The following is a 26,120-nucleotide window of genomic DNA, read 5'->3' as shown; positions in this document are numbered from 1 at the left end:
GACGGTCGTCAGGTCTGACCGGAGTGAGGACATCTGCCGCCGCTACCGAGGCATCAAAGTCGTGGGCCGGAAGGGCTTCCAGGGCACACGGAACAATGCCCTGTTTGTTGCCGGGATCCGGCAACAAACAGGGCAGAGTCCTGTGTCACGTGTCGCCCTCTGTCTCCGGCGACGCCTCTGTCATCACTTGTCGGTGAAGACCGCGACGGTGCGGGCCGGCACGGTGAAGGTGCCGGTCTTCGCCGCGTAGGCCGACTCCTTCACCACCGGGTCCGCGCCCGCCGCCTGCACCGGGTGCAGCCGGTAGCCGGTCCCGGCCGCCGCGCCGACGCGCTGTTCCTGCTTCTCGGGCGTGGCGTTGAAGACGACGACGAGGTCGCCGAGGCTCATGGTGATCACCCCGGGTGTCTCGTCCTTGCCGGAGAGCGGGAAGGAGAGCCGGGACTGCACCTGCGCGGCCGTGGCGAGCGAGAAGTCCTTCTCGCCGCTGCGGATCCTCAGCAGGTCCCGGTAGGCCGCCGAGGCGCCGTTGATCTGCGGGCAGCCGACCTGGACGTCGCTCAGCAGGGGCTTGGCGTACGGCCACTTGTCCTGGTTGTCCGCGGCCGGTGGCAGCCCCCGGCCGAAGCCGTTGCCGTCGGCGCAGTTCCAGTGCAGGGCGTTGAACCAGTCGCCGCTGTCGTAGGAGTTGCGGTCCAGTGACTTGGAGCGCAGCAGGTCGGTGCCCGCCTGGGAGAGCGCCGGGCCCTGCGAGAGGGCGGCGGTCGCCATGGCGAGGACCTGCATGCGGGCCCGGTCGTCGGCGGAGGTGTCCTTCGGCAGCTTGAAGGTCAGCGCGTCGAAGAGGGACTCGTTGTCGTGCGCGTCGGCGTAGGCGAGGGCGTCGCCGGGTGCCGCCGCGTATCCGGCGGGGGCGCCGTTGTAGTCGACCTCGGAGCCCTTGACCTCCTTGCCGTCGGTGTCGGTGAAGGCGTAGTCGGCGAGGTTGCCGGTCAGGCCGACCTTGATCAGGTCCTGGTAGTGCAGGAGGCGGGCCTTCTGCTCGGCCTCGGTGCCGTTGGCCTTCGAGGAGTTGGGGTCGGTGTAGAGGCCGGAGGCGAAGCCCTGCACGCCGGGGTCCTCGTCGAAGGGGCCGCCGCCGCGCACGGCGTCGCGGGCCCGGTCGGAGAAGGTGGCGACGCCGGTGCCGGCCATGTTCTTCTGGGTGGCCTGGACGAAGCGGGCGTCGTCGGCGACCTCGCCGAAGTTCCAGCCCTCGCCGTACAGGATGATCTTCTTGCCGTCGACGCCGTCCTTCTTGAGCGTCAGCTCGTCCAGCGCCTTGCGGACCGCGAGGATGTTGGCCTTGGGGTGGTGGCCCATGAGGTCGAAGCGGAAGCCGTCGACCTTGTACTCCTTGGCCCAGGTGACGACCGAGTCGACGACCAGCTTGCCCATCATGGCGTTCTCGGTGGCCGTGTTGGCGCAGCAGGTGCTGTTGGCCACCGAGCCGTCGGCCAGCAGCCGCTGGTAGTAGCCGGGCACGATCCGGTCGAGGACGCTGGTCTTCGCCTGGCCGCTCGCGGCCGTGTGGTTGTAGACGACGTCCATGACGACGCGCAGGCCGTCCTCGTTGAGGGCCTTGACCATCTTGCGGAACTCGACGGTGCGCTCGGTGCCGTCCGGATCGGTGGCGTAGGAGCCCTCGGGGACCGTGTAGTGGTACGGGTCGTAACCCCAGTTGAAGGCGTCCTTGGCGGCGGCCTTCGTCACGCACTCCTGCTGCTTCTCGGAGTCGGCCGGGAGGGCGGCGAGGTCGCAGTCGGGCGTCGTCCGCTCGGACTTCCTCTCGGGGATGGTGGCGATGTCGAAGGCGGGCAGCAGGTGCACGTAGGAGGTACCGGCCTCGGCCAGCTCGCGCAGGTGCTTCGAGCCGTCGCTCTTCTCGTCGGTGAAGGCGAGGTAGGTGCCCCGGTGGTCCGCGTCGGCGGTCGGGTCGGCGACGGAGAAGTCGCGGATGTGCAGCTCCTGGATCTGGGCGTCCCTGAGCGGCACCGCCTCGGGCTTGCGGTAGTGCTCCCAGCCGCGCGGGGCGAGGGAGCGGTCGTCCAGGTCGACGACGAGGCTGCGCTCGGAGTCGGTGGACAGGGCGAGGGAGTACGGGTCGGTGACCTTGTTGGTGACGACCTTCTGGACACTGGGTGCCCACACAGTCACCGCGTACCGGTACTCCTTGCCTCGCCAGGCGGCTGCGGGGCCGGTCACCGACCAAGCACCGCTCGCGTCGTCACGGCGCATGGGGATGGTTCTGCCGTCGAGTTCGAGGGACACCTTGTGAGCCGTCGGTGCCCAGACCGTCAAGGCCGCGGTGCGGCCCTTGAACACCGGCCCGAACACCGTCCGTTTCGCCTTCCCCGCGTACACGTCGTCGAGGACACCCTGGATCTGGACGCCGGTCGCGGTGGCCAGAGCACCGTTCGCGAGGCGTTGGGTCAGGATGAGCTGCCCGAAGAGCGCGTCACGCACTCGGTCCCGGTCACGTGGGTCGACCGTGAACGCCGTGTACGCCTTCAGGTGGGGATACGCGGCTTTCTGGGACTCGGTGAGCTGCGCGGGCAGCAGCCTCAGCCAGCGCCCCTCGCTGCTGAGCGCACCGTCGTCGACGGTGATGCCGCCGTCGCGGGAGTACACCAACTGGGTCGACGCGGCGGCCTTGACGTTCATGGAGGGCGGCAGGGCAACGGTGTCGGTGTCGATCCACTGCGCCTGGGCCTTGGTGATGTCGAGGTCCGGGGCCGAGCCGACCGAGGGCAGCAAGTAGCCGCTCTCCCCCGCGTTCAGCCAGACTTCGTTGCCGTACACGGCCAGGTCCAGGGACCGGTCGCTGGGGATGTCCTTCTCGTCGCCCTTGTGCAGGATGTAGCTCAGTGAGGTCGCGCCGTCGGACAGCGGCACCTCGAAGGTGACCCCGTATGCATCCTTGCCGACGGGCTGCAGTGGCTTCGTCCAGTCCGTCTCCTTGGCGGAGCCGGTCCAGGTGTGCAGGCCCCATCCGTCGTAGTCACCGTCGGAGCGGTGGACGTGGATGACCGCCTTCGTCTTGTCCGGGGACGGGTACACCCCGTCCGGCTTGGTGGTCGCCTGGCCCTCCTTGCCCTGCTCGACCCAGACCTCACCGGTCTGCGCCAGGTCGATGGTGCGCTCGCCGCCCTCCGCCGTGCCGGAGTCCTCGATCGTGTACGTCACCGAGTCCGATCCCTCCGGAACCCTCACCCAGGCGAAGGCACCGTAGGCGTCCCGGCCGACGAAGCGTGCTTCCGTGTCCCCGGACTTGAGCAGGACGTTGTCGTAGTCGCCGTTCGCCCGCTTGTAGTGCACGACTGCGTGTGCGCGGTCCACGGCGCTCGGCTTCTTCGGTGTCGGTACCTGCCCCGTCACGGTGTCGGCGAGTGTGCTCGCGGTGCGGCCGGCACGGTCGACCACCACGGCCTTGTAGCGCAGAGGCGTCCCGGCTGCCACCGAGTCGGGGATCTTCTGCGTGAACTTGTACGGAGCGTGGTCGGCGGAACCGAGAGTCTGCCATCTGCCGTTGCCCACCTGGGCGGCCAGGACGACCCGCGCACCCGCCGTCCGCCCCGGATCCGCCGAGATCGTCACCGTGCCCGTGGCACCCGCCTCCGGCGCCTGCAGCGACACCGACGGCCGCACCGACGGCCGCTTCAGCTTGTTCTGCGCACGCAGCACCACCGACGACAAAGCCGGCACCGTCACCTCGATGCGCCCGTCCTTCGCCCGCACCTTGCCCGAACCGCCGTACAGGAACCGGAACTTGCCCGACCCACGACTCTCCACCGGCAGCTCGACCGTCTTCGCCGCACTCGCGTTGTTGACCGCGACGACATACTCCCGGCCACCCCCCGTACGCGAGAACGCGTACACGGAATCCTTCGCGTACAGCTCCTTCTGCACCCCGTCCGCCAACGCCGGATTCGCCTTGCGCAGCTTCGACAACGCCGCGATCGACCGGTACAGCGGATGCCGCACGTCATACGCGTCACTCGCATGCGTACGCTCCGTACCGATCTCGTCGTCGTCCAGGTAGTCCGTCACCTTCGACGCGAACATCGTCTGGCGGGCGTCCTTGTCCCCGCCGGCGCCGGTGAAGCCCTGCTCGTCGCCGGAGTAGATCACCGGGTTGCCCCGCGACAGGAACATCAACTCGTGCGCCAGCCGGTCCCGCCGCAACAGTTCCGCGTCCCCGGCCCCCGGGTGATCGGACTTCAGGAAGGAGCCGATGCGGCCCATGTCGTGATTGCCGAGAAACGTGACCTCGTTGTATGCGTTGGCCTTGTCCGTGGTGTACCGGTAGTCCTGTGCGAAGACGTCCGACAGGCCGGAGGCCGACTTGCCCTGCGAGGCGTAGCCGCGGATGGCGTTCTGGAGCGGGAAGTCGAGCGTCGCGTCGAGGCGGCCCTCGGTCACGTACGGGGCGATGACGGACGGGTCGGCGGAGAGCGTCTCACCGAAGATGAAGAAGTCGTCCCGGCCCCGCTTGGCGGCGTAGGCGTCGAGGGCCGTGGCCCACTGCGTCCAGAACTTCATGTCGACGTTGCGGACGGTGTCCACGCGGAAGCCGTCGATGTCGAAGTCCTTGACCCACCTCTCGTAGATCTTCTCCATGCCCTCGACGACCTCGGGCCGCTCGGTCCACAGATCGTCCAGGCCGGTGTGGTCGCCGTAGAGGCCGCTCTCGCCGACGAAGGTCGAGTCGCCGCGGTTGTGGTACATCGTCGGGTCGTTCAGCCACGCCGGGACTTTGGCCGTCTTCTCCGCAGCCGGGATCTGGGGCGTGTAGGGGAACGAGTCCTCGTCGACCTTGCGGTCGGTCTCCTCGGTGTCGTCGAACGGACGGCCCTCGGTGTCGAGGTAGGGGTAGGCGCCCTTGCTCCGGTAGCCGTACTTCTTCTCGGTGTTGGTGAGGACGTCGGCGGTGTGGTTGGTGATGACGTCGAAGTAGACCTTCATACCCTTGGCATGGGCCTTGGAGACGAGGTTCTTCAGGTCCTGGTTGGTGCCGAAGTGCGGGTCGACCCGGGTGAAGTCGGTGATCCAGTAGCCGTGATATCCGGCGCTCTCGCCGTTGCCCTGGACCGGTTTGTTCTTGAAGATCGGCGCCATCCATATCGCGGTGGTGCCCAGGCCCTTGATGTAGTCGAGCTTCCGGGTCAGACCCTTGAGGTCGCCGCCCTGGTAGAAGCCCTTGTCCGTGGGGTCGAATCCGGTCACCGAGCGGCTGCCGGTGAGACCTCCCCTGTCGTTGGACCGGTCCCCGTTCGCGAACCGGTCGGGCAGGACGAAGTAGAACTGTTCGCGGGTCACATCATGGCGTGCGGGCTCCGCGGCCAGTTTCGCGTCGGAGGGCGGCTTGGGCGGTGTCGGGGCCGCCGAAGCCGGCGTGGCAGTGTGCAGCGCTGCGCCGAGCAGCGCCGCCGCGACCGCTGCGGCGGCCGCCTTCCGTGAGGCGCCGTGCGCGCCATGTCTGCGGTTCACCTGGTCGAACCCTTCTGGACCTGCTGGGGCGTGGAGAACAGTGCTGTCACGCTCGTTGCACCCAACAGAGCTCCGTTGTCGGAACGTTGGGTGGCGATGAGCTGCTTGGCCCGGCGTGCTTCGGGGATGCGGTCGCGGTCGCGCGGGTCGATGGAGAACGCCGTGGTGTCGGCGAGTTCGGGGTGCGCCGCCTGCTGAGCCGCGCTCAGCTCGGTGGGGACGAGACGTAGCCACTGCCCTTCGTCGGACAGGACGCCGTCCCGCAGAGTCAGACCCCCGTCCGCGGCGTAGACGAGTTGCTGGGCGGCGACGCCCGTGCCGGTGCCGTGCCACACGACGGTGTTCTCGTCGATCCAAGTGGCCGCGGAGGCCGCGGGATCGAGATCCATCGGGAAGGCACCGCCGAGGGACGGCGTCAGATAGGGCGCCTCGCCCGCGACGCGCCACACCTCGTGGCCGTACAAGGAGAAGACAAGTGCCTCGTCGGCCGGGACGTCCTTTTCTTCCTTCTTGTGGAAGACGTAGCTCAGGGAAGGCGCACCCGCTTTGAGAGGCACTTCGAATACGAGACCGTAGGCGTCGCGGCGTACCGGCTGGATCGGTTCGTTCCACTCGGACGGGTTCGCGGCTCCGGTCCAGGTGTGCAAGCCCCAGCCGGCGTAGTCGCCGTCCGGACGGTGGTAGTGGAGGACGGCCTTCGTCGTGTCCTGAGGTGGATAGGCGTCCGCGGGACGGACGGCGTCCACGAGGTCCGCGTTCTCCTTCGTCCATACCTCACCGGCCGCGGCGACGTCCACGACACGCTCGGCGCCTTCGGGTTTACCGTCACGCTCGACCGTGAATCGGATCTTCCCGGTCCCCTCCGCGGGGCTGAGCCATGCGAACGCTCCGTAGGCGTCCCGTCCCGAGAAGTCGGCGGTGGTCCCGTTCGCGGTGTGCAGCGTCAGGCCGGCGTAGTCGCCGTCGGCGCGGTGGTAGTGCACGACGACGTGGCGGCGTTCGGCCGTCGGCTTCTTCGGCGTCGGTGGCTGCCCCGTCACGGTGTCGGCGAGTGTGCTCGCGGTGCGGCCGGCACGGTCGACCACCACGGCCTTGTAGCGCAGAGGCGTCCCGGCTGCCACCGAGTCGGGGATCTTCTGCGTGAACTTGTACGGAGCGTGGTCGGCGGAACCGAGAGTCTGCCATCTGCCGTTGCCCACCTGGGCGGCCAGGACGACCCGCGCACCCGCCGTCCGCCCCGGATCCGCCGAGATCGTCACCGTGCCCGTGGCACCCGCCTCCGGCGCCTGCAGCGACACCGACGGCCGCACCGACGGCCGCTTCAGCTTGTTCTGCGCACGCAGCACCACCGACGACAAAGCCGGCACCGTCACCTCGATGCGTCCATCCTTCGCCCGCACCCTGCCCGAACCGCCGTACAAGACACGGAACTTGCCCGACCCACGACTCTCCACCGGCAGCTCGACCGTCTTCGCCGCACTCGCGTTGTTGACCGCGACGACATACTCCCGGCCACCCCCCGTACGCGAGAACGCGTACACGGAATCCCCCGCGTACAGCTCCTTCTGCACCCCGTCCGCCAACGCCGGATTCGCCTTGCGCAGCTTCGACAACGCCGCGATCGACCGGTACAGCGGATGCCGCACGTCATACGCGTCACTCGCATGCGTACGCTCCGTACCGATCTCGTCGTCGTCCAGGTAGTCCGCCACCTTCGACGCGAACATCGACTGACGACCGTAGACGTCGTCCCCGGCGCCGGTGAAGCCCTGCTCGTCACCGGAGTAGATCACCGGGTTGCCCCGCGACAGGAACATCAACTCGTGCGCCAGCCTGTCCCGCCGCAACAGTTCCGCGTCCCCGGCCCCCGGATGATCGGACTTCAGGAAGAAGCCGATGCGGCCCATGTCATGGCTGCCGAGAAACGTGACCTGGCTGTACGCGTTCGTCTTGTCCGTGGTGTACCGGTAGTCCTGCGCGAAGACGGTGGCCAGGTCACCGGCGGGGCCGCCTCGTGAGGCATAGTTGCGGATGGCGGACTGGAGCGGGAAGTCGAGAGTTCCGTCGAGGCGGCCCTCGGTGAGGTAGGGAGCGGTGATGGCCGGGTCGGCGGAGAACGCCTCGGCGAACAAGAAGAAGTCCTCACGGCCCTTCTTCGCGGCGTAGGCGTCGAGTGCCGTGGCCCACTGCGTCCAGAATTCCATGTTGACGTTCTTGGCGGTGTCCACGCGGAAACCGTCGACGTCGAAGTCGTCGACCCACTTCTCGTAGATCTTCTCCATGCCCTGGACGACCTCGGGCCGCTCGGTCCACAGATCGTCCAAGCCGTAGAAGTCGCCGTACAGCGCGCTCTCGCCGGCGAAGGTCGAGTCGCCGCGGTTGTGGTACATCGTCGGGTCGTTCAGCCACTCGGGAACCATCTCGCCGGTGTTCTCCGGCGTGTACGGGAAGGAGTCCCGGTCGACCTTCGACATGGCCTCGGCGTCGTCGAAGGGCCGGCCCGACGCGTCCAGGTACGGGTAGGCGCCCTTGCTCCGGTAGCCGTACTTCTTCTCCGCGTAGTCGACGGTGTCGGCGGTGTGATTGGTGATGACGTCGAAGTAGACCTTCATACCCTTGGCATGGGCCTTGGAGATGAGGTCGGTGAGATCGCGTTCCGAACCGAAGTGCGGGTCGACGCTGGTGAAGTCGGTGACGGCGTAGCCATGATAGGAGGCGGTCTTCTTGCCGCCCCGTTCCAGCACCGTCTTGTTGCGGAACACCGGCGTGAGCCAGATCGCGGTGGTGCCCAGTCCCTTGATGTAGTCGAGCCTGCGCGCGATGCCCTTGAGGTCGCCGCCCTGGTAGAAATTCTTGTCCGTCGGATCGTAGCCCGTGCTGTAGCGGTCGCCGCTGAGGCCTCCCCGGTCGTTGGACGGGTCTGCGTTCGCGAAGCGGTCCGGCATGAGGAGGTAGAACTGTTCCCTGCTCACTGAAGGGCGTGCGGGCTGCGCTGCCAGCCATGCGTCGGGTGGGGGCGCGGGTGCCGTGGGTGCGGACGCCGCGTGCGCGGGTGCGGGCAGGGCCGTGGCCAGAACGGTCGCCAGCGCCGTGGTGAGAACGGATCTTCGCAGAGAGCCGGTCACGCGTGTGTGCTCCTCGTCTGTGCGGTCGGTTGGGATCCGGGGCACGTCCGGCCGCCCGGCGCCTGCGGCGAGGCGCGGCACCGGGCGGCCGTGGGTCGTGGAGGTGCGGGTGTTCAGTCGCGCCAGGTGTCGCCGAGCACGACGGTGCCTGACGACGAGACGGTCGCGGTGCGGTTCGCGCCGCTCTCCCAGGTGACCTTGCCGTTCGCGTCCTTGCGCAGGTACTTGTACTCGAAGGAGGTCCCGGCCGGGAGGCTGACGTCGAGCTTCCAGACCGGGTAGGCGGCCGGGTCGAGCTTGAGTGCGTTGTCGGGGTTCCAGTCGCCGAGCCGGGTGTTGTCGCCAGTGACGTAGATGTTCTCGCCCCAGCTGGTCGTGGCGTTCACGCGGAACGAGGCGCCGGCGGCCGGCTCGGGGTCGGTGCTGCCGCCACCACAGGTCTTGGCACCGACGTGCAGGGCCAGCGCGGTGTTCGCCCCGAGCGTGGCCGTGAACTGGCCGGCGGAGTTCACCGTGACGCCCTTGCCGCTCTGCACGTCGCAGTAGTCACCGGCGGGCAGGGAGGTCTGGAACGTGCGGGTCAGCGATCCGCCCTCGTGGTTGATGGCGACGTACGCCTTGGATCCGCGGCCGAAGGCGATCTGGTTGTTCCCGTTGTCCCACCAGTCCGTCACGGCCTCGCCGTGGGCGGTGTTGCGCCAGGCGACCATGCTCGCGACCTCGCGCCAGGCGTGCTGGCACTTCCAGCCGTCGGTGTAGCAGGCGTTCACCTGGCCGCCGTTGGGGCCGCCCGCCGCCGTGTCGGTGAAGGAGTAGCCGGAGTGCACGTCCGGAGCACCGTACGGCCAGGCCAGCGAGAAGACCTGGGCGAGCGTGTACGTGGCGCCGTCCTTGTAGGTGAGCGTCCGGCCGTTGCGTTCGGTGTCGTGGTTGGTCACGAACACGGACGCCTTGTCGCTCGGCAGGTACCCCCAGTCCTCCCCGAAGTTCTTCAGGTACGCGAGCTTCTCGCCGCTGAAGACCCGCTTGAGATCATAGGCGTACGTGAACTCCTGCGGGTCGCCGACGCCCAGGTACTCACTGGGCTGCACGGCCTCCCCCGGGGCTCCGATCGTTTCCAGCTTCATGTACGCGTTCGGGTCGGTGAGCCGCGACTTGATGTCCTTGAGATCGTCGACGGCGATGTGCTTGGCGGCGTCGACGCGGAATCCGTCGACGCCCAGGGAGAGCAGGTCGTTCAGGTAACCTGCGATGGTCTTTCGGACGTACTCCTCGCCGGTGTCGAGGTCGGGCAGACTGCCCATCTCGCAGTGCTGGACGTTCCAGCGGTCCCGGTAATCGGTGATGTCGGTGCGGCAGTCGTCCATGTCCGCGCCGGAGTAGGTGCCCGGGTAGTCGTACTTGCTGTACGTGGAGCCGCCGGTACCCGTGCCGGAGGAGTTGGCCATGTGGTTGATGACTGTGTCGGCCACGACCTTCACTCCGGCCGCGTGACAGGTCTCGACCATGCTCTTGAACGCGGCGCGGTCACCGAGCCGGGTGGCGATCTTGTAGCTGACGGGCTGGTAGGCGGTCCACCACTGGCTGCCCTGCACCCGCTCGTTGGGCGGTGAGACCTGGACGTAGCCGTAGCCGGCGGGGCCGAGCGTGTCGGTGCACTCCTTGGCAACCGATGCGAAGTTCCACTCGAACATCACCGCGGTGACGTCCTTGTCTCCGACCGGCGCGGCCTGCGCCGGGGCCGGGACCGTGACGGCGGCAGCGGCTCCCGCCACGACGGCGAGTGCGGCAGCCACGGACTTTCTGGCCATGGTTCCTCCTGAGTCGAAGGGCAACGCGCCATGCCCGTGGGGTTGGTGGGGGGATGGAGTCAACCATCGCATCGATGAATCTTGCTGCAAATGGTTGCGGGCCGACCGTATGGGGAGGCGCCTTCATGGTCAACCCCTTCGACCCCACTCTCGCCAAACCGCCGCATTCAATGGGGAATTCTTCTTGCAAGGACTTACGCAAGAGTTCCGACGGTGTTACCTTCAACCACGCTTCCGGTCCGGTGCCGGTGGCCCGGTCCGCACCGGGCCACACGCGCCCGGCCCGGACCGGAGCGGTACACACCGGCCCCGTTCACGGATCTAGGCGTGCGCCTGGCTCCGCGCCACCTGCGCCGTAGAGCCCCGCACCACCAGCTCGGGCTGGAACACGTACTCCGTCCGCTGGACCGGCGTACCGCCGATCTCTTCCAGGAGCGCTCCCACCGCCGCGGTCGCCATGGCCTGTACGGGCTGGCGCACCGTGGTCAGCGGTGGATCGGTGAACGGGATCAGCGGTGAGTCGTCGAACCCGATCACCGACACGTCCCGCGGCACGTCGAGGCCTCGCTCGCGCACCGCCCGGATGACGCCGAGCGCCATCGGATCGCTGCCGCAGACGATGCCGGTGCAGCCCTGGTCGAGCAGCGCGCCGGCGGCCGCATGGCCGCCCTCGACACTGAACAGCGTGCGCTGGATCAGTCTTCCGGCCTCGTCACCGGGAGTACCGAGGAAGGAGTGCAGCGCGGCCACGAAGCCCTCCGCCTTGCGCCGGGACGGTACGAAACGGGTCGGCCCGACGGCCAGGCCGATGCGCTCGTGTCCGAGATCCACGAGGTGACGCACGGCCATTCGCGCCGCCGAGCGGTCGTCCGGGGACACGAACGGCGCGTTGACGTGTTCGTTGAACCCGTTGATGAGGACGAACGGCACCTTCCGCTCGGCGAGCCGGGCGTAGCGCAACGCGTCCGCCGTGGTGTCCGCGTGCAGCCCGGAAAGGAACACGATGCCGTTGACACCGCGCTCCTCCAGCTGTTCGACCAGTTCGTCCTCGGTCGCCCCGCCCGGCATCTGGGTGCACAACACCGGGGTGTACCCGTATCCCGCGAGGACCTGCTCGATGACCTGGGCGAACGCGGGGAAGATCGGGTTGGTCAGCTCGGGGATGACCAACCCGATGAGTCCGGCGCTGCGCCGGCGCAGCCGTGTCGGCCGCTCGTAGCCGAGCACGTCGAGCGCGGCGAGGACCTTCTGCCGGGTACCGGAGGCGACGCCGGGCTTGCCGTTGAGCACCCGGCTGACGGTGGCTTCACTCACCGCCGCCTGGGCCGCGATGTCGTGGAGGCGCAGCGTGCCGGTCTCGGTTGCGCGAAGCGGCCGCAAGGCCGTCATACCTCCCACCAGACGGCCGTGTCGGCGGGCAGTTCGAACTCGTCGCCGCTTGCCCTGACCGGGCTCGATGCGAGCAGTACGCGGCCGGGTGCCGCGATGCGGACCGCGCTCCCCGTCGTATTGACGGTGCACGCGAAGCCGGGCCGGTCGAACCTCAGGGTTCCGGTCGGGGCGTCGTCGTGCCAGACCACGTCGGTGCCGGCGCCGAGGCCCGGCTGCTCGCGGCGCACGGCGAGGGCGGTGCGGTACAGCTCGAGAGTGGAGCCGGCGACGCCGGTCTGCGCCTCGACGCTCAGCTCGCCCCAGCCCGCCGGCTGCGGCAGCCAGCTGCCGCCGGCGCCGAAACCGTATGAGGAGCCCTCGCGGGTCCACGGGATCGGCACCCGGCAGCCGTCGCGGAAGCCGTCCTGGCCCTGGGCCCGGAAGAAGGACGGGTCCTGGCGCAGTTCGTCGGGCAGGTCGGTGACGTCGGGCAGGCCGAGTTCCTCGCCCTGGTAGATGTAGGCGGAGCCGGGCAGCGCGAGCATCAGCAGCGTCGCGGCGCGGGCACGACGCAGGCCCAGCGCGCGGTCACCGGGAGTGCGGATCTGCGTGCCGAGGCCGGGCGGGTTGGCGTACCGGGTGGCGTGCCGGGTGACGTCGTGGTTGGACAGCACCCAGGTCGCCGGGGCGCCGACCGGGCGCATGGCGTCGAGGGAGCTGTCGATGATCGCGCGGAGTTCGGCGGCGTCCCAGGGTGCGCCCAGGTACTGGAAGTTGAAGGCCTGGTGCAGTTCGTCCGGACGGACGTAGTTGGCGGTGCGCTCGACGGTCGGGGTCCATGCCTCGGCGACGAAGATCCTGTCCCGGTCGTACTCGTTGAGGATGAGGCGCCAGGCGCGGTAGATGTCGTGGACACCGTCCTGGTCGAAGAACGGCATGACGTCGGTGCCGAGCAGCTTGAGCTGGTCGCTTCCGCCGAGGTCGGGCAGGCCCTCGGCCTTGACCATGCCGTGGGCGACATCGATGCGGAAGCCGTCGACGCCCATGTCCAGCCAGAACCGCAGGATCGAGCGGAACTCGTCGGCGACGGCGGGGTGTTCCCAGTTGAGGTCGGGCTGCTCGGGCGCGAAGAGGTGCAGGTACCACTCGCCGTCCGGCAGCCGGGTCCAGGCGGGGCCACCGAAGATGGACTCCCAGTCGTTGGGCGGCAGTTCCCCGTTCTCTCCCTTGCCGGGGCGGAAGTGGTAGCGCTCCCGCAGCGGCGACCCGGGCCCCTCGGCGACCGCGCGCCTGAACCACTCGTGCTGGTCCGAGGAGTGGTTCGGCACCAGGTCGACGATGATGCGCAGGTCCAGGGCGTGGGCGTCGCGGATCAGCGCGTCGGCGTCCAGCAGAGTGCCGAACATGGGGTCGACGGCACGGTAGTCGGCGACGTCGTAGCCGCCGTCCGCCTGCGGAGAGGCGTAGAACGGGCTCAGCCAGACCGCGTCCACGCCAAGATCGCGCAGATACGGGAGGCGCTGCCTGATGCCTTCGAGATCACCGGTGCCGTCGCCGTTGCTGTCGGCGAAGCTGCGCGGGTAGACCTGGTAGATGACGGCGTCTCGCCACCAGTCCGCGGCTTCGCGGGTGGAGGTGACGCGGGCAGGTGCCATGTCGGTCGGGTACTGGCTCATGATGTCCCTTGAGACGTGAGGGGCCGGACAACGGGTCAGTGGTGCGGGCGGGTTCTCAGCCCTTGGTGCCACCGGCTGTCAGACCGGTCACCAGGTTCTTCTGAACGAGGTAGAAGACTGCGGAGATCGGGATGGCGATCAGTACGGCCGTCGCGGCCATGTACTGACGCTGCGCGTCGTGCTCGCTGACGAAGCTCTGCAGGCCGACGGCGAGGGTGTACTTCTGGTCGTCGAGCATGAACGTGGTGGCGAACGCGACCTCGCTCCAGGCCGTGATCATGGTGTAGAACCCAGCGACGGCCAGGCCCGGGCGGGCCAGTGGCAGGATCAGACGGAAGAACGTGCCGAACGGCGAGAGCCCGTCGACCCGGCCGGCCTCGTCGATCTCGACGGGGATCGTGTCGAAGTAGCCCTTCATCAGCCAGGCGCAGTACGGCACCGCGGTCGTGAGATAGACCAGGATGAGCGCCGCGTAGGTGTCGATGAGGCGGAGGTCCGAGAGGATCACGTACATCGGGACCATCAGGACCGCGATGGGGAACATCTGCGTGATCAGCAGGACCCACATGAACTTCTTGTAGCCCGGGAAACGCATCCGTGAGACGGCGTACCCGCTGGTCGCCGCCACGAGTACCCCGATCACGGTGGTGCCGAGGGACACGATGAGCGTATTGCCCAGCCACTTGAGGAAGTTGGTGTGCTCGAGCACGAACGAGTAGTTGCTCAGGGTCGCGGTGTCGAGGATGCGGGAGGGGTGGAGGTAGTCGTCCTTGCCCGGGCCGAGCGAGAGGAACACCAGCCAGCCGATCGGGAACAGCGCGACGAGGCTCGCGACGACCAGCACGGCGTGCGTGGCCACCGAAACCCCGCGGCTGCGCCGGCCACGGCGCGGAGCGTTGCGCGGCACGGACGTCTCGACCGGGTCCAGGGCCGGTGAGGTGGAAAGGGTCTGGGTGCTCATGATGGTGGCTGCTCCTGCGGCGTCAGATGGCGGCTTGCACGTCGTTGCGGTTCAGCCAGCGGCGGTAGACGGAGGTGAACACGATGAGGAGGGACAGCAGCAGGACGCCGTACGTCGCGGACTGGGCGTAGTCGCGCGGAGTCTGTCCGAAGCCGAGGTAGTAGGCCCAGGTGACCAGGATCTGCGCGTCCGGCGCGGTGTTGCCGAAGAGCAGGAAGATGATCGCGAACTGGTTGAACGTCCAGATCACGCCGAGCAGCACGACCGTGGAGCTGACCGACCTGAGCCCGGGCAGGGTCACGTTGCGGAACTGCTGCCAGGCGTTCGCGCCGTCCATCTCCGCTGCTTCGTACAGCGTCGAGTCGATCGACTGCAGGCCGCCGAGGAGCGAGACCATCATGAAGGGCACACCGCACCAGGTGTTGACCATGATGGCGGCGATCTGCTGGAAGAGCGGATCCTCCAGCCAGGCCGGCGAGGGCATCCCGAGCGCGTCGAGCGTCGTGTTGACGACGCCGGCATCGGCGAGCATGAAGCGCCAGGCGAAGACGGTGACGAACGTCGGCACGGCCCACGGCAGGATGAGCATCATCCGGTAGGCGGTGCGGCCGCGCAGCCCCTTCTGGTTGAGCAGCAGGGCCAGGCCGAGACCGAGACCGTAGTGCAGCGCGACGCAGGCGGCCGTCCAGACGATGGTCCAGATGAAGTGGGACCAGAAGCGGTCGTACGCCGTCGGTCCCCACAGGATGTCGGCGTAGTTGTCGAGGCCGATGAACTTGTAGGTGGCGTCGATGTGGTTGACGCCGATGGTGCGGGCGGAGTTGAGGCTCGTGGCGTCCGTCAGCGTCAGATAGAAGCCCCGGACCAGCGGATACAGCACGATGACGGCGAGCACGACAACGACCGGGGCGATCATCGCGTAGGCGTACCAGTGCTTCTGGTAGCCGCTCTTGAGACGGGTGATGAGGCCCGGACGCCGGCCGCGGTCGTCACCACTGGGTGCGGCCGGGCGCTCCACGGCGACAGTCATGAGGAAACACCTTCTGGTCTGGGGCGGGTGTAACGGGTGCCGCGGCCCGCCACGCGGGGCGGGCTGTTGGGGCGGGGCCGCGGCACCTGATCGGGGAGCGCTCGATCAGCGCGTCACTTGCTGAAGCCGTCGGGCAGGAGCTTGCCGTACTGGACCTCGACGGAGGACAGGACTGCGTCGAGGCTCTCCTTGCCACTGGCCGCCTTGGGCAGCTCCTGGTCGAGCGGCCCCCACAGCGAGCTGTACTCGGGCAGCTCGGGCCGCGGCTGGGCGGCGGAGAGCACCTTCTGGAATCCGGCGAGGCCGGGGTCGGCGGTCACCTTCTCGGTGTACGCGTCCGAGCGCGTGGGCAGCGTCGAGTTCTTCAGGGCGATCTGCTCCTGCGTCTTCGCGGAGGTCATCCACTTGACGAACTGCAGGGCCGCGTCCTGGTGGGCCTTGTCGGATCCGGCGTAGACGGACAGGTTGTGGCCGCCCGTCGGAGCGGCCGCCTTGCCGGTGGAACCGGCCGGGACGGTGGCGACACCGAGGTTGTTCTTGTCCTTGAACGCGGTGCCCTTGTAGAAGTTCGTGATCTCCCAGGGACCCTCGATGGTCATGGCGACCTTGCCGTTGACGAACGCGTCCTGGCGGTGCGCGTACGAGTCGGCCGTGACGTCCGCCTTGTGCAGGCCCTTGCCGTTGAACAGGCTCAGCCAGGTCTCGGCCGCCTTCTGTCCCTTGGCGGAGTTCACCGTGATCTTCTTGGCCTCGGCGTCGACCGTGTCGGTGCCCTCGCCCAGGAGGAACGGCTCGAGGTAGTAGCCCTTCTCGGAACCGAAGAACCCGTCGACGCCGGTCTTGTCCTTGATGGTGGCGGCGGCCTTCTTCAGCTCGTCCCAGGTCTTGGGCGCCTCGCTGATGCCCGCCTTCTCGAAGAGCTCCTTGTTGTACACGAGCGCGAGCGTGTCGGTGAGCAGCGGAACACCGTACGTCTTGCCCTCGTACTGGGCCTGCTTCATCAGGTTCGGCTGGAACTTGTCCTGCTCGTCGAGCGCCACGGTGCCGTCGAGCGGCAGCAGGTAGCTCTTCTTCGCGAAGGCCGGGGTCCAGCCGACCTCGGCACGAATCACGTCGGGTGCGCCGCTGGCGCCGGCCGCCGTGTCGAACTTGTTCTGGGCCTGGTCGAAGGGGACGTTGACGTATTTGACCTTGACGTCCGGGTTGGCCTTCTCGAAGTCCTTGATCAGGGCCTTGTACGTGGGCGCCTCGTTGGTGGCGTTCGACGTGTCCCACCATGTGATGGTCACGGGGCCGGAGGCCTTGCCCCCGTCATCGCTTCCGCCGCAGGCCGTCGCCGCGAGTGCGAGGGACGCCACCACCGCGGTGGTCACTATGCCACGCCGCATGAGATCTCCTAGAGGGTGAAGGCCCGTGAGTGGGCGAGGAACGGTCCCGTCCGTACCTCTGGCCGACTTGCCGACTGAGCCGTCGCGGCCACCGGGCGACGTGAACGTAACAGTGGAGAAAGACTGGCGAAAGACGTTGCGCGAATTTTCTGCAAGAACTGCCCATCGTTACTTCTTCGTATCCCATCGGTTGCCGACGGAATACTTGACGTGGCACGCATCCTTGAGACGCAGTGGCGCGAATCACCGCAAAACAGATGATGATGGGCCCGGTCCGCCCAACAGCTTCCCTCTTCGTGCCGCACGGGGCTGCAAGGTCTTCCGCAAGGACACCGGCTACACCATCACGGTGGCCGTCCGGTGCTGGTGGGCTTTCCCCCTGGTAACGGGTAGAGTCCCTGTCCATGACCGCGCGGCTCTCCGACATCGCAGCCCAGGCGGGAGTCAGTGAAGCCACCGTCAGCCGCGTGCTCAACGGCAAGCCAGGAGTGGCCACCGGCACCCGCGAGTCCGTCATGGCGGCACTCGACGTACTCGGGTACGAGCGACCGCCGCGGTTGCGCACCCGAAGCGCCGGCCTGGTGGGCCTGATCACCCCCGAGCTGGACAATCCCATTTTCCCCGCGCTCGCCCAGGTCATCGGCCAGGCGCTCACACGCCAGGGATACACGCCGGTCCTCGCCACCCAGACTCCGGGCGGCTCGACCGAGGACGAACTCACCGAGATGCTGGTGGAACGCAGCGTTTCCGGCATCATCTATGTCTCAGGGCTGCACGCCGACACCACCGCCGACACCCAGAGGTACGACCAACTCCGCGGTCAGGGCATACCGTTCGTGCTCGTCAACGGGTTCTCGGCGCACATCGAGTCCCCTTTCGTATCCACCGACGACCATGCCGCGACGCGCCTGGCCGTGCAGCACCTCGCCTCGCTCGGCCACACGCGGATCGGCCTCGCCGTCGGCCCGCGCCGGTTCGTCCCGGTGCAACGCAAGATCGCGGGCTTCCTGGCCGGGATGTCCGGGTATCTGGGCCTGAGTGAGGAACAGGGCGAGGAGCTTGTGCAGCACTCCCTCTTCACCATGGAGGGCGGCCAGGCAGCGGGTACCGCGCTCCTTGCGCAAGGTTGCACCGCCATCGTCTGCGCCAGCGACATGATGGCGCTGGGCGCCATCCGAGCCGCCCGCCAAGCCGGCTGCCGGGTCCCCCAGGACGTCTCCGTGGTCGGCTTCGACGATTCTCCGCTGATCGCTTTCACCGACCCGCCCCTCACCACCATCCGTCAGCCGGTGCACGCCATGGGCCAGGCCGCCGTCCGCGCGGTTCTCGAGGAGATCGGCGGAACCCCCGCGCCCCACACCGAGTTCATGTTCATGCCCGAGCTCGTGGTACGCGGCTCGACCACCGCGGCGCCCATCACCCGCCCCCGCTGATCCTTCCCGGGGAACCGGTCAGGCTGCCTCGTACAGCGGTCGCCACCAGTGCGGGTGCTCGCGGTACCAGGCCACGGTCCGCGTGAGCGCCCGCTCGAAGTCGCCGGACGGTCGGTAGCCGAGTTCCTGGGTGATACGCGTGTGGTCCACCGCGTAGCGGCGGTCGTGCCCCTTGCGGTCCTCCACGTGCTCAATGCGGTCGGGGCCCGCACCGCACAGTTCGAGCAGCCGGTGAGTCAGGTCGAGGTTGGTCAGTGAGGTACCGCCACCGATGTTGTAGACGCGACCGGCGCGGCCCGCCGTGCGGACGAGTTCGATGCCCCGCACGTGGTCGTCGACCGACAGCCAGTCCCGCACCTGCAGCCCGTCCCCGTAGACCGGGACCTTACCGCCGCTGAACAGCGCCGCCACAAAGCGCGGGATCAGCTTCTCGGGATGCTGGTAGGCACCGAAGTTGTTCGAACAGCGTGTCACCCGGACGTCCAGGCCGTGCGTGCGGTGATGAGCCAGTGCCACGTGGTCGGCGGCGGCCTTGGACGCCGCGTAGGGCGAGTTGGGGCTCAGCGGGGAGTCCTCCGTGGCGGCGCCGGCCGGCAGGTCGCCGTACACCTCGTCGGTGGAGACCTGGACGAAGGTGCGGGTGCCCTGTCGGAGCACGGCGTCGAGGAGAGTCTGGGTGCCCATGACGTTGGTGCGGGTGAAGGCCGCGCCGGAGGCGATCGACCGGTCGACGTGGGACTCGGCCGCGAAGTGCACGATGTCCTCGTGTTGAGCGGCGAGCCGCTCCACCGAACGGGCATCCAGCACGTCGCCGTGTACGAAGGACAGCCGAGGGTCGCCGGTGACGGATTCCAGGCGGGTGAGGCTGCCGGCGTAAGTGAGGGCGTCGAGCACGGTCACCTCGATGCCCGGTGGCCCGGCCGGCCCCAGCAGGGCACGAACGTATGCGGAGCCGATGAAGCCGGCTCCGCCGGTGACGAGGATGCGTCGGGTCATGAGGTCGTGTGCACCTTGTCCTTGGAGTGGTCGTCGACGGTGGCGGGGCGCATCGGTGCGTTCCGGCCGGCAGGCTGTCACGAAGTGAGGTGGACCCTGCTGTCGTCCCCGATGACGAGCCTGTGCGAGCGCGACAGCCGCGGGGACGCCACGACGACCGCGCCGCGGCCTATGAGGGAGTCCTCGATGCGTGGGGCGCCCGCGATCCGTGCCCCGGGCAGCAGCACCGAGTGGGCGATCGCGCTGTCCTCGATGCGGCAGTCCTCACCGACCGCGGTATAGGGCCCGATCATGGAGTCGGTGACCACTGTTCCGGCGCCGATGATCGCCGGACCTGTGATCCGTGAGCCCCGCACCACGGCTCCCTCGGCGACGAGGACCCGTCCGCGTACCGTGCTCTCGGCGTCGACCTTGCCCTCGATGCCTCCGGTCACGGTGTCCAGGACGTGCCGGTTGACCTCAAGCATGTCGTCGACGCTGCCGGTGTCCCGCCAGGGCGCCGCCGTGGTCTCCGCGCGCACCGGGAGCCCCTGGTCGATCATCCACTGGACGGCATGGGTGATCTCCAGTTCCCCGCGGGCGGAGGGGGAGATGGACCGGACCGCCTCGTGCACGGCGGCGGTGAAGGCGTAGACGCCCACGAGGGCCAGATCGCTGCGCGGGTGTTCGGGCTTCTCCTCCAGCCGCAGCACCCTGCCTTCGTCACCTCCCTCGACTTCGGCCACACCGAAGGCGGTCGGGTCGGCGACCCGCGTCAACAGCAGCCGGGCCGCCGCCCGTTCGGTCCGGGCTCGCCGCAGGAAACCGGTGACCCCTTCGGGCAGGTAGTTGTCACCGAGGTAGAGGAGGAAGTCGTCGTCACCCAGGAAGTCGCGGGCGATCCGCACCGCATGGGCGAGGCCCAGGGGGCGGTGCTGGCGCAGGTAGGTGACCCGCAGGCCGAAGGCCGAGCCGTCTCCGACCACCCGGCGGATCTCCCTCTCGTGGGAGCCGACGACGATGCCCGTCTCGGCGATTCCGGCGGCCGCCAGCGCGTCGAGCGCGTAGGAGAGAACCGGCCGGTTGGCTATCGGCATCAGCTGCTTGGCACCGGTGTGGGTGAAGGGACGCAGTCTGCTACCCGTCCCGCCCGCCAGGAGCAGGGCCTTCACACGGACCTCCGGCGGGGCGGTACTTGCGGTGAGTGCGGTCGCACTGACTCCTCCTCGGTCCAGCTCGGCGAGCGGGCGCGTTTCGACTCAAGCAGAGTTCGCAACACCGTGCAAGGCGCTTCTGAAATTTTCAGAAACTACTTGCTGAGATCGTCGCCACGGTGTTTCACTCGGAGTCCTCACCAACCAAAACCCTTGCTCCACAGCTCAGTTCACACGTAGGGAGCCGCCGTGAGGCACCAGCACCACCAGCTCGACCAGTTGGAGCGGGAGGAGTTGCGCCTGGCACCCGGAGCCTCCGAGGAGGCGACCGCGGGACGGCGGGTCTTCGCCGAAGGACGCGGCCCCGTACTGACCGACCTGGACGGCAACCAGTACCTCGACTTCGCCGCCGGCACCCTCACTCAGTCCCTCGGGCACACCCATCCCGAGGTGGTCGAGGCGCTCACCGCCCAGGCACACCGGCTGTGGAACGTGCACGACACCGCCACGCCCGACCGGGCGCGACTCCTCGACACCCTGGCCCGGCTGCTTCCCGAACACCTCGACACATACGCGCTGTTCTCCACCGGTGCCGAGGTGGTCGAGGCCGCCCTGCGCGTCGTACAGGCGACCGCGCCGCCGGGACGCAACCGGATCGGCGCGCTGCGGCACGGCTTCCACGGCAAAACGCTGGGGGCACGGATGCTCGTGCACTGGGACATCGGTCACCAGTCGTTCGCGGGCAACAGCGTGCTCGGCTACGCGCCCTACTGCTACCGGTGTCCGCTGGGCCTGGAGTACCCGTCCTGCGGTGTGCGCTGCGCGTCGCTGGTGCGCCGGCACATCACCGACAAGGCCAGCACGTCGGCTCTGGTCTTCGAGCCGGTGCTCGGCGCGGCCGGCGTCATCGTTCCGCCGGCCGGCTACTGGGACCAGATCGCCGACGCCTGCCGGGCAAGCGGTGTGCTGCTCGTCGCCGACGAGGTGCTCACCGGCGGCGGTCGCACCGGCGCCTTCCTGGCCAGTGACCGCGTCGGGGTGGAGCCGGATCTGGTGGCCATGTCGAAGGGCATGGCGAACGGCTTCCCCTTCGCCGTGCTCGCGGGCCGCCACGACCTGCTGCACGATCCCGCCGCGGCGACACCGGGTGCGTACGCCTCCACCTATGCGAGCAACCCGCTCGGGATAGCGGCCGCACGCGCGACCCTGGAGGTCATCGAGCGGGACCGCCTGATCGAACAGGTGGACCGTCTCGGCGAGGTGCTCGGTGACCGGCTCCGAGCACTGCACGACCGGTTCGAGAACCTCGGGGAGGTGCGCGGGCTCGGGCTGCTGTGGGGCCTGGAGTTCGTGACCGACCGGGCCAGCCGCACCCCCTCCCCCGCACTCGCCCGCTCCGTGTACACGACCGCGCTGGATCTGGGGCTGCGGGTCGCGCTCGGCGGGCACGTGCTGCGCATCGCACCGCCCTTCACGATCGACGAGGCGCTGGTGGACGAGGGTGTCGGACTGCTCGCGAAGGCGATCGAACAGGCGGTGGACGCGTGATCGTCGCACACGAACTGGTCAAGGAGTTCAAGATCCCGGAGCGGCGGCCGGGCCTGGCGGGCTCGCTCGCCACCCTCTTCACCCGCAGACACCGGGTGGTACGCGCCGTGGACGGCGTCTCCTTCGAGATCCCGGCCGGCTCACGCACCGCCTACATCGGCGCGAACGGCGCCGGCAAGTCCACCACCATCAAGATGCTCACCGGCATCACTACGCCCACGGCGGGGTACTGCCGGGTGCGCGGCATAGAGCCGTATCGCCACCGGCAGCGCAACGCCCGGTCCATCGGGGTCGTCTTCGGGCAGCGCAGCCAGCTGTGGTGGGACCTGTCCGTGCCGGACTCGTTCCGCATCCTGCGGCGGATCTACGACATCCCGGACCCCGTCTACCGGCGCAACCTGGCCCTGTACCGCGACCTCCTCGACATCGATGCGCTCGGGACCACACCGGTGCGGCAGCTGAGCCTCGGACAGCGCATGCGCGCGGAGATCGCGGCGAGCCTGCTGCACGACCCGGCGGTGGTGTTCTGGGACGAACCCACGATCGGGCTCGACATGGTGCTCAAGGAGGCCGTGCGCGAACTGGTCAACCACGCTCACCGCGAGCTGGGCACCACCGTCGTACTGACCAGTCACGACATCGCCGACATCGCGGCCATCTGCGACAGCGCCCTGGTGGTGGACCGGGGCCGGGTGGTGCATCAGGGCAGCATCCAGGACCTGTTGCGCTCGGCCGACCGGCGTGCCGTCCTCTTCGACCACCGCGACCCGATCGCGCCGGACACTGCCTGCGCGATCGTGGAGCAGGGACTGCCCGGGGTGCGGGCCACGGTGGTCGACGGCGGCCGCGTCCACGTCGACTACCCCGCGACGGAGTTCACCTCCCGCCGCGTACTCGCCTTCCTCCTGGAACGCTTCGACCTGGCCGACTGCTACGCGCCCGAGCCCGACCTCGAGGACGTGCTGCGCCAGATCTACGGGCAGCGACGTGACGCGGCCCTCCGTGAGGTGGACGCCGCGTGAAGCCACCCACGACGCGCGCGGTGCGGGCCTACCTCCCGTTCGCGACAGGAGGGCTGCAGTCACTCCTGCAGTACCGCTCGATGTTCGTGATCACCGGCATGACCGCGGCCGCGGGCGCGGCCGTCACCGTGTTCCTGTGGCGCGCCGTCTACGCGGACACTCCGGCGGACGGTGGGCCGGGCGGCTTCACCCTCACGGGCATCACCACCTACCTCCTGGTCGCGCAGGTGCTCCAGGTACTGCACACCAACCGGGTGGACGACGAGGTCGCCGCCGAGGTCTACCGCGGGGACGTGGCCGTGATGCTGGTGCGCCCGGTCAGCTATCCGCTGGTGCGGTTCTTCGCCAGCCTGCCGGTCGTCGCGGCGAACGCGGTGCTCGTCGCGGTGCCGGTCCTGGTCCTCTTCGCCCTCCTGGTACCTCTCACGGTGCCACGTCCCGGTGACGTGGCCCTGTTCGCGCTGTCCACCGTGTTCTCGGTGCTCATCGCGTTCTGCGTCAACCTGCTCACCGGCATGACCGGCTTCGTCACCACGAACACCTGGGGCGTCCGCATGGTCAAGCAGAGTGTGGTCGCCTTCTTCGCCGGGCAGTTGGTGCCGATCGCGCTGATGCCGCAGCCACTGGCGGCCCTCGCCCGTTGGCTGCCGTTCCGGGGCATGGTCGACGGCCCGCTCACGCTGCTCCTGGGCCGCTACGACGGCGCCGCCGGGGCACTGCAGGTCCTGGTGCAGCAGGTGGGCTGGGTCCTGGGGCTCGGGGCCGTGTGTGCCGTGCTGTGGCGGGCGGCACTCGGCCGGCTGGAGGTGCTCGGCGGATGAGCGCACGGAGCACGGCGGCGCGGTACGCGCGTCTGTCCTGGTTCCTCGGCGGTGTCGGTCTGCACCGGCTCACCGCCTACCGGTTGGACTTCCTGCTCGGTGCCGGCGCGTTCCTGGTCCGGGTCGGGGTGCAGACGGCCGTGGTCGGCCTGGTGTTCCGGCAGGTGCCGGTGGTGGGCGGCTGGTCGTACCACGAGGTGGTGTTCCTGCTGGGCTTCTCCCTGCTGCCGCGGGGCCTCGACCATCTCTTCACCGACCAGCTGTGGGAGCTGAGCCGCAAGCTGGTGCAGCGCGGTGAGTTCTACCGGCACCTGGTGCGGCCGGTCAGCCCGCTGTTCTCACTGCTTTCCGAGCGGTTCCTGCACCCGGACGGGTTCGGCGAACTGATCGTCGGCGCGGCCCTCGTGGGCTGGTCCGGATCTCATCTCGACCTGGACCTGACCGCCACCCAGTGGGCACTGGCCCCGCTGTTCGTCCTGTGCGGGGCGCTGATCCACTCGGCGGTGAAGCTCCTGTTCGCCTCGCTGTCCTTCTGGACGGTCACCAGCCTGCCCGCCATGTACGCGGCCAACCAGGTCTCCGAGTTCACCTCCTACCCGCTGGACATCTACCACCCGACCCTGCGGGCCCTGCTGACCTGGGTGCTGCCCTTCGCCTTCACCTCGTACGTGCCCTGCACCTATCTGCTGACCGGCGACACCGGGCTGGTGGTGTGGCTGCCGGTGGTGACGGCGGGAGCGGTCGCGCTCGCACTCGCGGTGTGGCGGCGAGGTCTGACCATCCACGACACGACCGGGAGTTGAGAGCCCATGCACGGTGCCGAAGCGGATGCGGGCCTGGACGGGCTGCTGCGCGCCGCCCCCTGGATGCCCGAGGACGCGCGCGCCGCCGAGCGTTTCGAGCGGATCGATCACGCGGTACTCGGCGGGGCGGCGTTGCTCCTGATCGTGGCGGCCGTCGGCGGTCCCGCGTCAGGTCGCCGGTTCTTCGTACCGGTGCGCGGAACCGACGGCGGCGGCTTCGAAGCGGCGCACGGCAGCGAGGCATTCGACGTCGCCGCGGTGACCCGCACGCTGACCGGCGGAAAGCTGCCTACAGCGCGAGGCGGGTCCGTCGAGTTCCGGGGACCCGGGCGCGGTCCGATCGGGGTGCGGCGCCTGCCGTTCGAGCAGGGCTGGTCCTCCAACGCGCTGTCGCTGGTGGACGTGTCGGGCACGGCCTGCATCCACAAGACGTACCGCCGTCTGGACGAGACCATCCACGAGCCGGAGCTGCTGCGCCGCATGAACGGCACCGGCCGCACCCCTCAGTGGGTGGGCGACTACACGTACGTGGCGCCGGACGGCACGTCCCGCAGTCCGCTCGGCGTGATCTACCAGTACGTCCAGGGCGAGGGCATCGACGTCCCGCTGCGCGGGAACCTCCGCTCGATGTGGCCGCGGCTCACGGACACCACGTCCGTCGAGGAGGTCGTCCACGCCCACCTCCAGCCGCTGGAGGAACAGTTGCGCCGGGCCGGCGAGTTCCTGGACGACTTCCACCAGGACCTGGCACACCGGCTGGGCGGCGCCGCCGAGTATCCCGTGCGCGAGGCCCTGGACGACGCGGTGGACCGCGCCGACCGTCTCGCCCGGCACGGCACCGGACTGGCACTGCCGAAGTCCGCGCACGAGGCCGCCTTCGAGGCCCTGCACACGGAACTCGCCGCGCTGGCGGCGGAGTTCGACGACGGGAACATTCCCGCGTCCGGACCCTGCCACGGTGACCTGCACCTCTCCCATCTGCTGTGCGCGGCCGACGGCGACAGGGGGGCCGGAACCGGCTGGCGCATGACGGTGCTCGACCTGTCCACGCCGGCGCTCGGCCCCGACGACCCGGACTGGCCCCGGCAGTCGCCCCTGCAGGACCTGGTCGCTCTCGAGCGCGCTCTGGAGTACTTCGCGGCCGACGAGGCGGCGTTCGAGGCCGCGCGGCGACTCGGCGTGGACTCGCTGGAGACGATGCTCGGCTCTCTGGACGGCGCTCCGCACTGGCCCGAAGCCCGGCGGGCGGTGCTGCGGCAGGTGTTCGCGGCGACCGACGCGTGGCGGCGGCACGTGACGCGGCTGCTGCTCGGTTCCGCCTCCGACCACCCGCTGCGCCGCCTGCTGTACGTCCGCAGGCTGCTGCACGAGCTCACCTACAACCAGGCCCATGCCCGCCCCTACCACGCGGCGATCGACCTGCGTCACGCTCGCGCGCTCGCGCCGGCCGCCGCGTTCGCGAGGAAGTGACCG

Annotated in this window: 15 protein-coding genes and 1 pseudogene; 6 read left to right on the top strand and 10 right to left on the bottom strand. The window is 69.0% G+C overall.

The window, feature by feature from the left end:
* Window positions 1-183: 183 nt before the first annotated feature.
* From pulA to BJ961_RS11690, 8 genes and pseudogenes are all read right to left on the bottom strand, one after another.
* Window positions 184-5,529, bottom strand: coding sequence for a pullulanase-type alpha-1,6-glucosidase (pulA, locus tag BJ961_RS11725; protein WP_271321255.1), 5,346 nt, complete (start codon window positions 5,527-5,529; stop codon window positions 184-186).
* 47 nt (window positions 5,530-5,576) lie between these two features.
* Window positions 5,577-8,654 (bottom strand): annotated as a pseudogene (locus BJ961_RS11720) (alpha-amylase family glycosyl hydrolase); the annotation flags it as partial.
* 113 nt (window positions 8,655-8,767) lie between these two features.
* A complete protein-coding gene (locus BJ961_RS11715) occupies window positions 8,768-10,465 on the bottom strand; it encodes a carbohydrate-binding module family 20 domain-containing protein (protein WP_007388229.1) in 1,698 nt (565 codons plus the stop codon).
* 321 nt (window positions 10,466-10,786) lie between these two features.
* The gene (locus BJ961_RS11710) at window positions 10,787-11,854 is read right to left on the bottom strand and encodes a LacI family DNA-binding transcriptional regulator (RefSeq protein ID WP_007388230.1); all 1,068 of its coding nucleotides are present in this window, start codon (window positions 11,852-11,854) and stop codon (window positions 10,787-10,789) included.
* Entirely contained in the window at window positions 11,851-13,491 is a 1,641-nt protein-coding gene (locus BJ961_RS11705; RefSeq protein ID WP_228956019.1) for a glycoside hydrolase family 13 protein, read from the bottom strand. The genes BJ961_RS11710 and BJ961_RS11705 overlap by 4 nt, the downstream gene beginning before the upstream one ends.
* A 76-nt stretch (window positions 13,492-13,567) precedes the next feature.
* Window positions 13,568-14,473: a sugar ABC transporter permease gene (locus BJ961_RS11700; protein WP_007388232.1), complete on the bottom strand. Its 906-nt coding sequence runs from the start codon at window positions 14,471-14,473 to the stop codon at window positions 13,568-13,570.
* Window positions 14,474-14,495: 22 nt separating this feature from the next.
* Window positions 14,496-15,503 (bottom strand): carbohydrate ABC transporter permease, encoded by a 1,008-nt coding sequence (locus tag BJ961_RS11695; protein ID WP_007388233.1) that lies wholly within the window; start codon window positions 15,501-15,503, stop codon window positions 14,496-14,498.
* A gap of 113 nt (window positions 15,504-15,616) precedes the next feature.
* Window positions 15,617-16,891: an extracellular solute-binding protein gene (locus tag BJ961_RS11690; RefSeq protein ID WP_087788914.1), complete on the bottom strand. Its 1,275-nt coding sequence runs from the start codon at window positions 16,889-16,891 to the stop codon at window positions 15,617-15,619.
* Between the two features lie 404 nt (window positions 16,892-17,295).
* On the opposite strand from BJ961_RS11690, the gene BJ961_RS11685 reads away from it, so the two are divergent.
* A complete protein-coding gene (locus BJ961_RS11685; protein ID WP_161378187.1) occupies window positions 17,296-18,324 on the top strand; it encodes a LacI family DNA-binding transcriptional regulator in 1,029 nt (342 codons plus the stop codon).
* An 18-nt stretch (window positions 18,325-18,342) separates the two neighbouring features.
* On the opposite strand, the gene rfbB is transcribed toward BJ961_RS11685, so the two are convergent.
* On the bottom strand, window positions 18,343-19,320 hold the full coding sequence (gene rfbB, locus BJ961_RS11680) for a dTDP-glucose 4,6-dehydratase (protein ID WP_007388235.1): 978 nt from the start codon (window positions 19,318-19,320) through the stop codon (window positions 18,343-18,345).
* A gap of 77 nt (window positions 19,321-19,397) precedes the next feature.
* Entirely contained in the window at window positions 19,398-20,471 is a 1,074-nt protein-coding gene (locus BJ961_RS11675) for a glucose-1-phosphate thymidylyltransferase (RefSeq protein ID WP_108988837.1), read from the bottom strand.
* Between the two features lie 231 nt (window positions 20,472-20,702).
* Here BJ961_RS11675 and BJ961_RS11670 point away from each other — a divergent pair, with 231 nt between their 5' ends.
* Genes BJ961_RS11670 through BJ961_RS11650 form a run of 5 tightly spaced genes read left to right on the top strand, consistent with a single transcriptional unit; the run spans window position 20,703 to window position 26,117 of the window.
* A complete protein-coding gene (locus tag BJ961_RS11670; RefSeq protein ID WP_210918225.1) occupies window positions 20,703-22,001 on the top strand; it encodes an aspartate aminotransferase family protein in 1,299 nt (432 codons plus the stop codon).
* Window positions 21,998-23,023, top strand: coding sequence for an ABC transporter ATP-binding protein (locus BJ961_RS11665; RefSeq protein ID WP_007388259.1), 1,026 nt, complete (start codon window positions 21,998-22,000; stop codon window positions 23,021-23,023). The genes BJ961_RS11670 and BJ961_RS11665 overlap by 4 nt, the downstream gene beginning before the upstream one ends.
* Entirely contained in the window at window positions 23,020-23,844 is an 825-nt protein-coding gene (locus tag BJ961_RS11660) for an ABC transporter permease (protein WP_125634041.1), read from the top strand. The genes BJ961_RS11665 and BJ961_RS11660 overlap by 4 nt, the downstream gene beginning before the upstream one ends.
* Window positions 23,841-24,647 carry an ABC transporter permease gene (locus BJ961_RS11655; RefSeq protein WP_125634039.1) on the top strand — a complete coding sequence of 269 codons (807 nt, stop codon included), beginning with the start codon at window positions 23,841-23,843 and terminating at the stop codon, window positions 24,645-24,647. The genes BJ961_RS11660 and BJ961_RS11655 overlap by 4 nt, the downstream gene beginning before the upstream one ends.
* Window positions 24,648-24,653: 6 nt before the next feature.
* On the top strand, window positions 24,654-26,117 hold the full coding sequence (locus BJ961_RS11650; protein ID WP_161376552.1) for a hypothetical protein: 1,464 nt from the start codon (window positions 24,654-24,656) through the stop codon (window positions 26,115-26,117).
* Window positions 26,118-26,120 lie beyond the last annotated feature (3 nt).

Origin of the sequence: Streptomyces lienomycini (assembly GCF_027947595.1) — a bacterium.
Classification (GTDB): Bacteria; Actinomycetota; Actinomycetes; order Streptomycetales; family Streptomycetaceae; genus Streptomyces; species Streptomyces lienomycini.
The sequence above is the reverse complement of the archived record's forward strand: the minus strand, read 5'-3'. Positions and strand labels throughout refer to the sequence as shown.

What these genes read in the sequence shown, in the direction of transcription:
- BJ961_RS11715 (WP_007388229.1), bottom strand. Translation starts at nt 10,465, where the DNA reads ATGGCCAGAAAGTCCGTGGCTGCCGCACTCGCCGTCGTGGCGGGAGCC.
- BJ961_RS11710 (WP_007388230.1), bottom strand. Translation starts at nt 11,854, where the DNA reads ATGACGGCCTTGCGGCCGCTTCGCGCAACCGAGACCGGCACGCTGCGC.
- BJ961_RS11705 (WP_228956019.1), bottom strand. Translation starts at nt 13,491, where the DNA reads ATGGCACCTGCCCGCGTCACCTCCACCCGCGAAGCCGCGGACTGGTGG.
- BJ961_RS11700 (WP_007388232.1), bottom strand. Translation starts at nt 14,473, where the DNA reads ATGAGCACCCAGACCCTTTCCACCTCACCGGCCCTGGACCCGGTCGAG.
- BJ961_RS11695 (WP_007388233.1), bottom strand. Translation starts at nt 15,503, where the DNA reads ATGACTGTCGCCGTGGAGCGCCCGGCCGCACCCAGTGGTGACGACCGC.
- BJ961_RS11690 (WP_087788914.1), bottom strand. Translation starts at nt 16,891, where the DNA reads ATGCGGCGTGGCATAGTGACCACCGCGGTGGTGGCGTCCCTCGCACTC.
- BJ961_RS11685 (WP_161378187.1), top strand. Translation starts at nt 17,296, where the DNA reads ATGACCGCGCGGCTCTCCGACATCGCAGCCCAGGCGGGAGTCAGTGAA.
- rfbB (WP_007388235.1), bottom strand. Translation starts at nt 19,320, where the DNA reads ATGACCCGACGCATCCTCGTCACCGGCGGAGCCGGCTTCATCGGCTCC.
- BJ961_RS11655 (WP_125634039.1), top strand. Translation starts at nt 23,841, where the DNA reads ATGAGCGCACGGAGCACGGCGGCGCGGTACGCGCGTCTGTCCTGGTTC.
- BJ961_RS11650 (WP_161376552.1), top strand. Translation starts at nt 24,654, where the DNA reads ATGCACGGTGCCGAAGCGGATGCGGGCCTGGACGGGCTGCTGCGCGCC.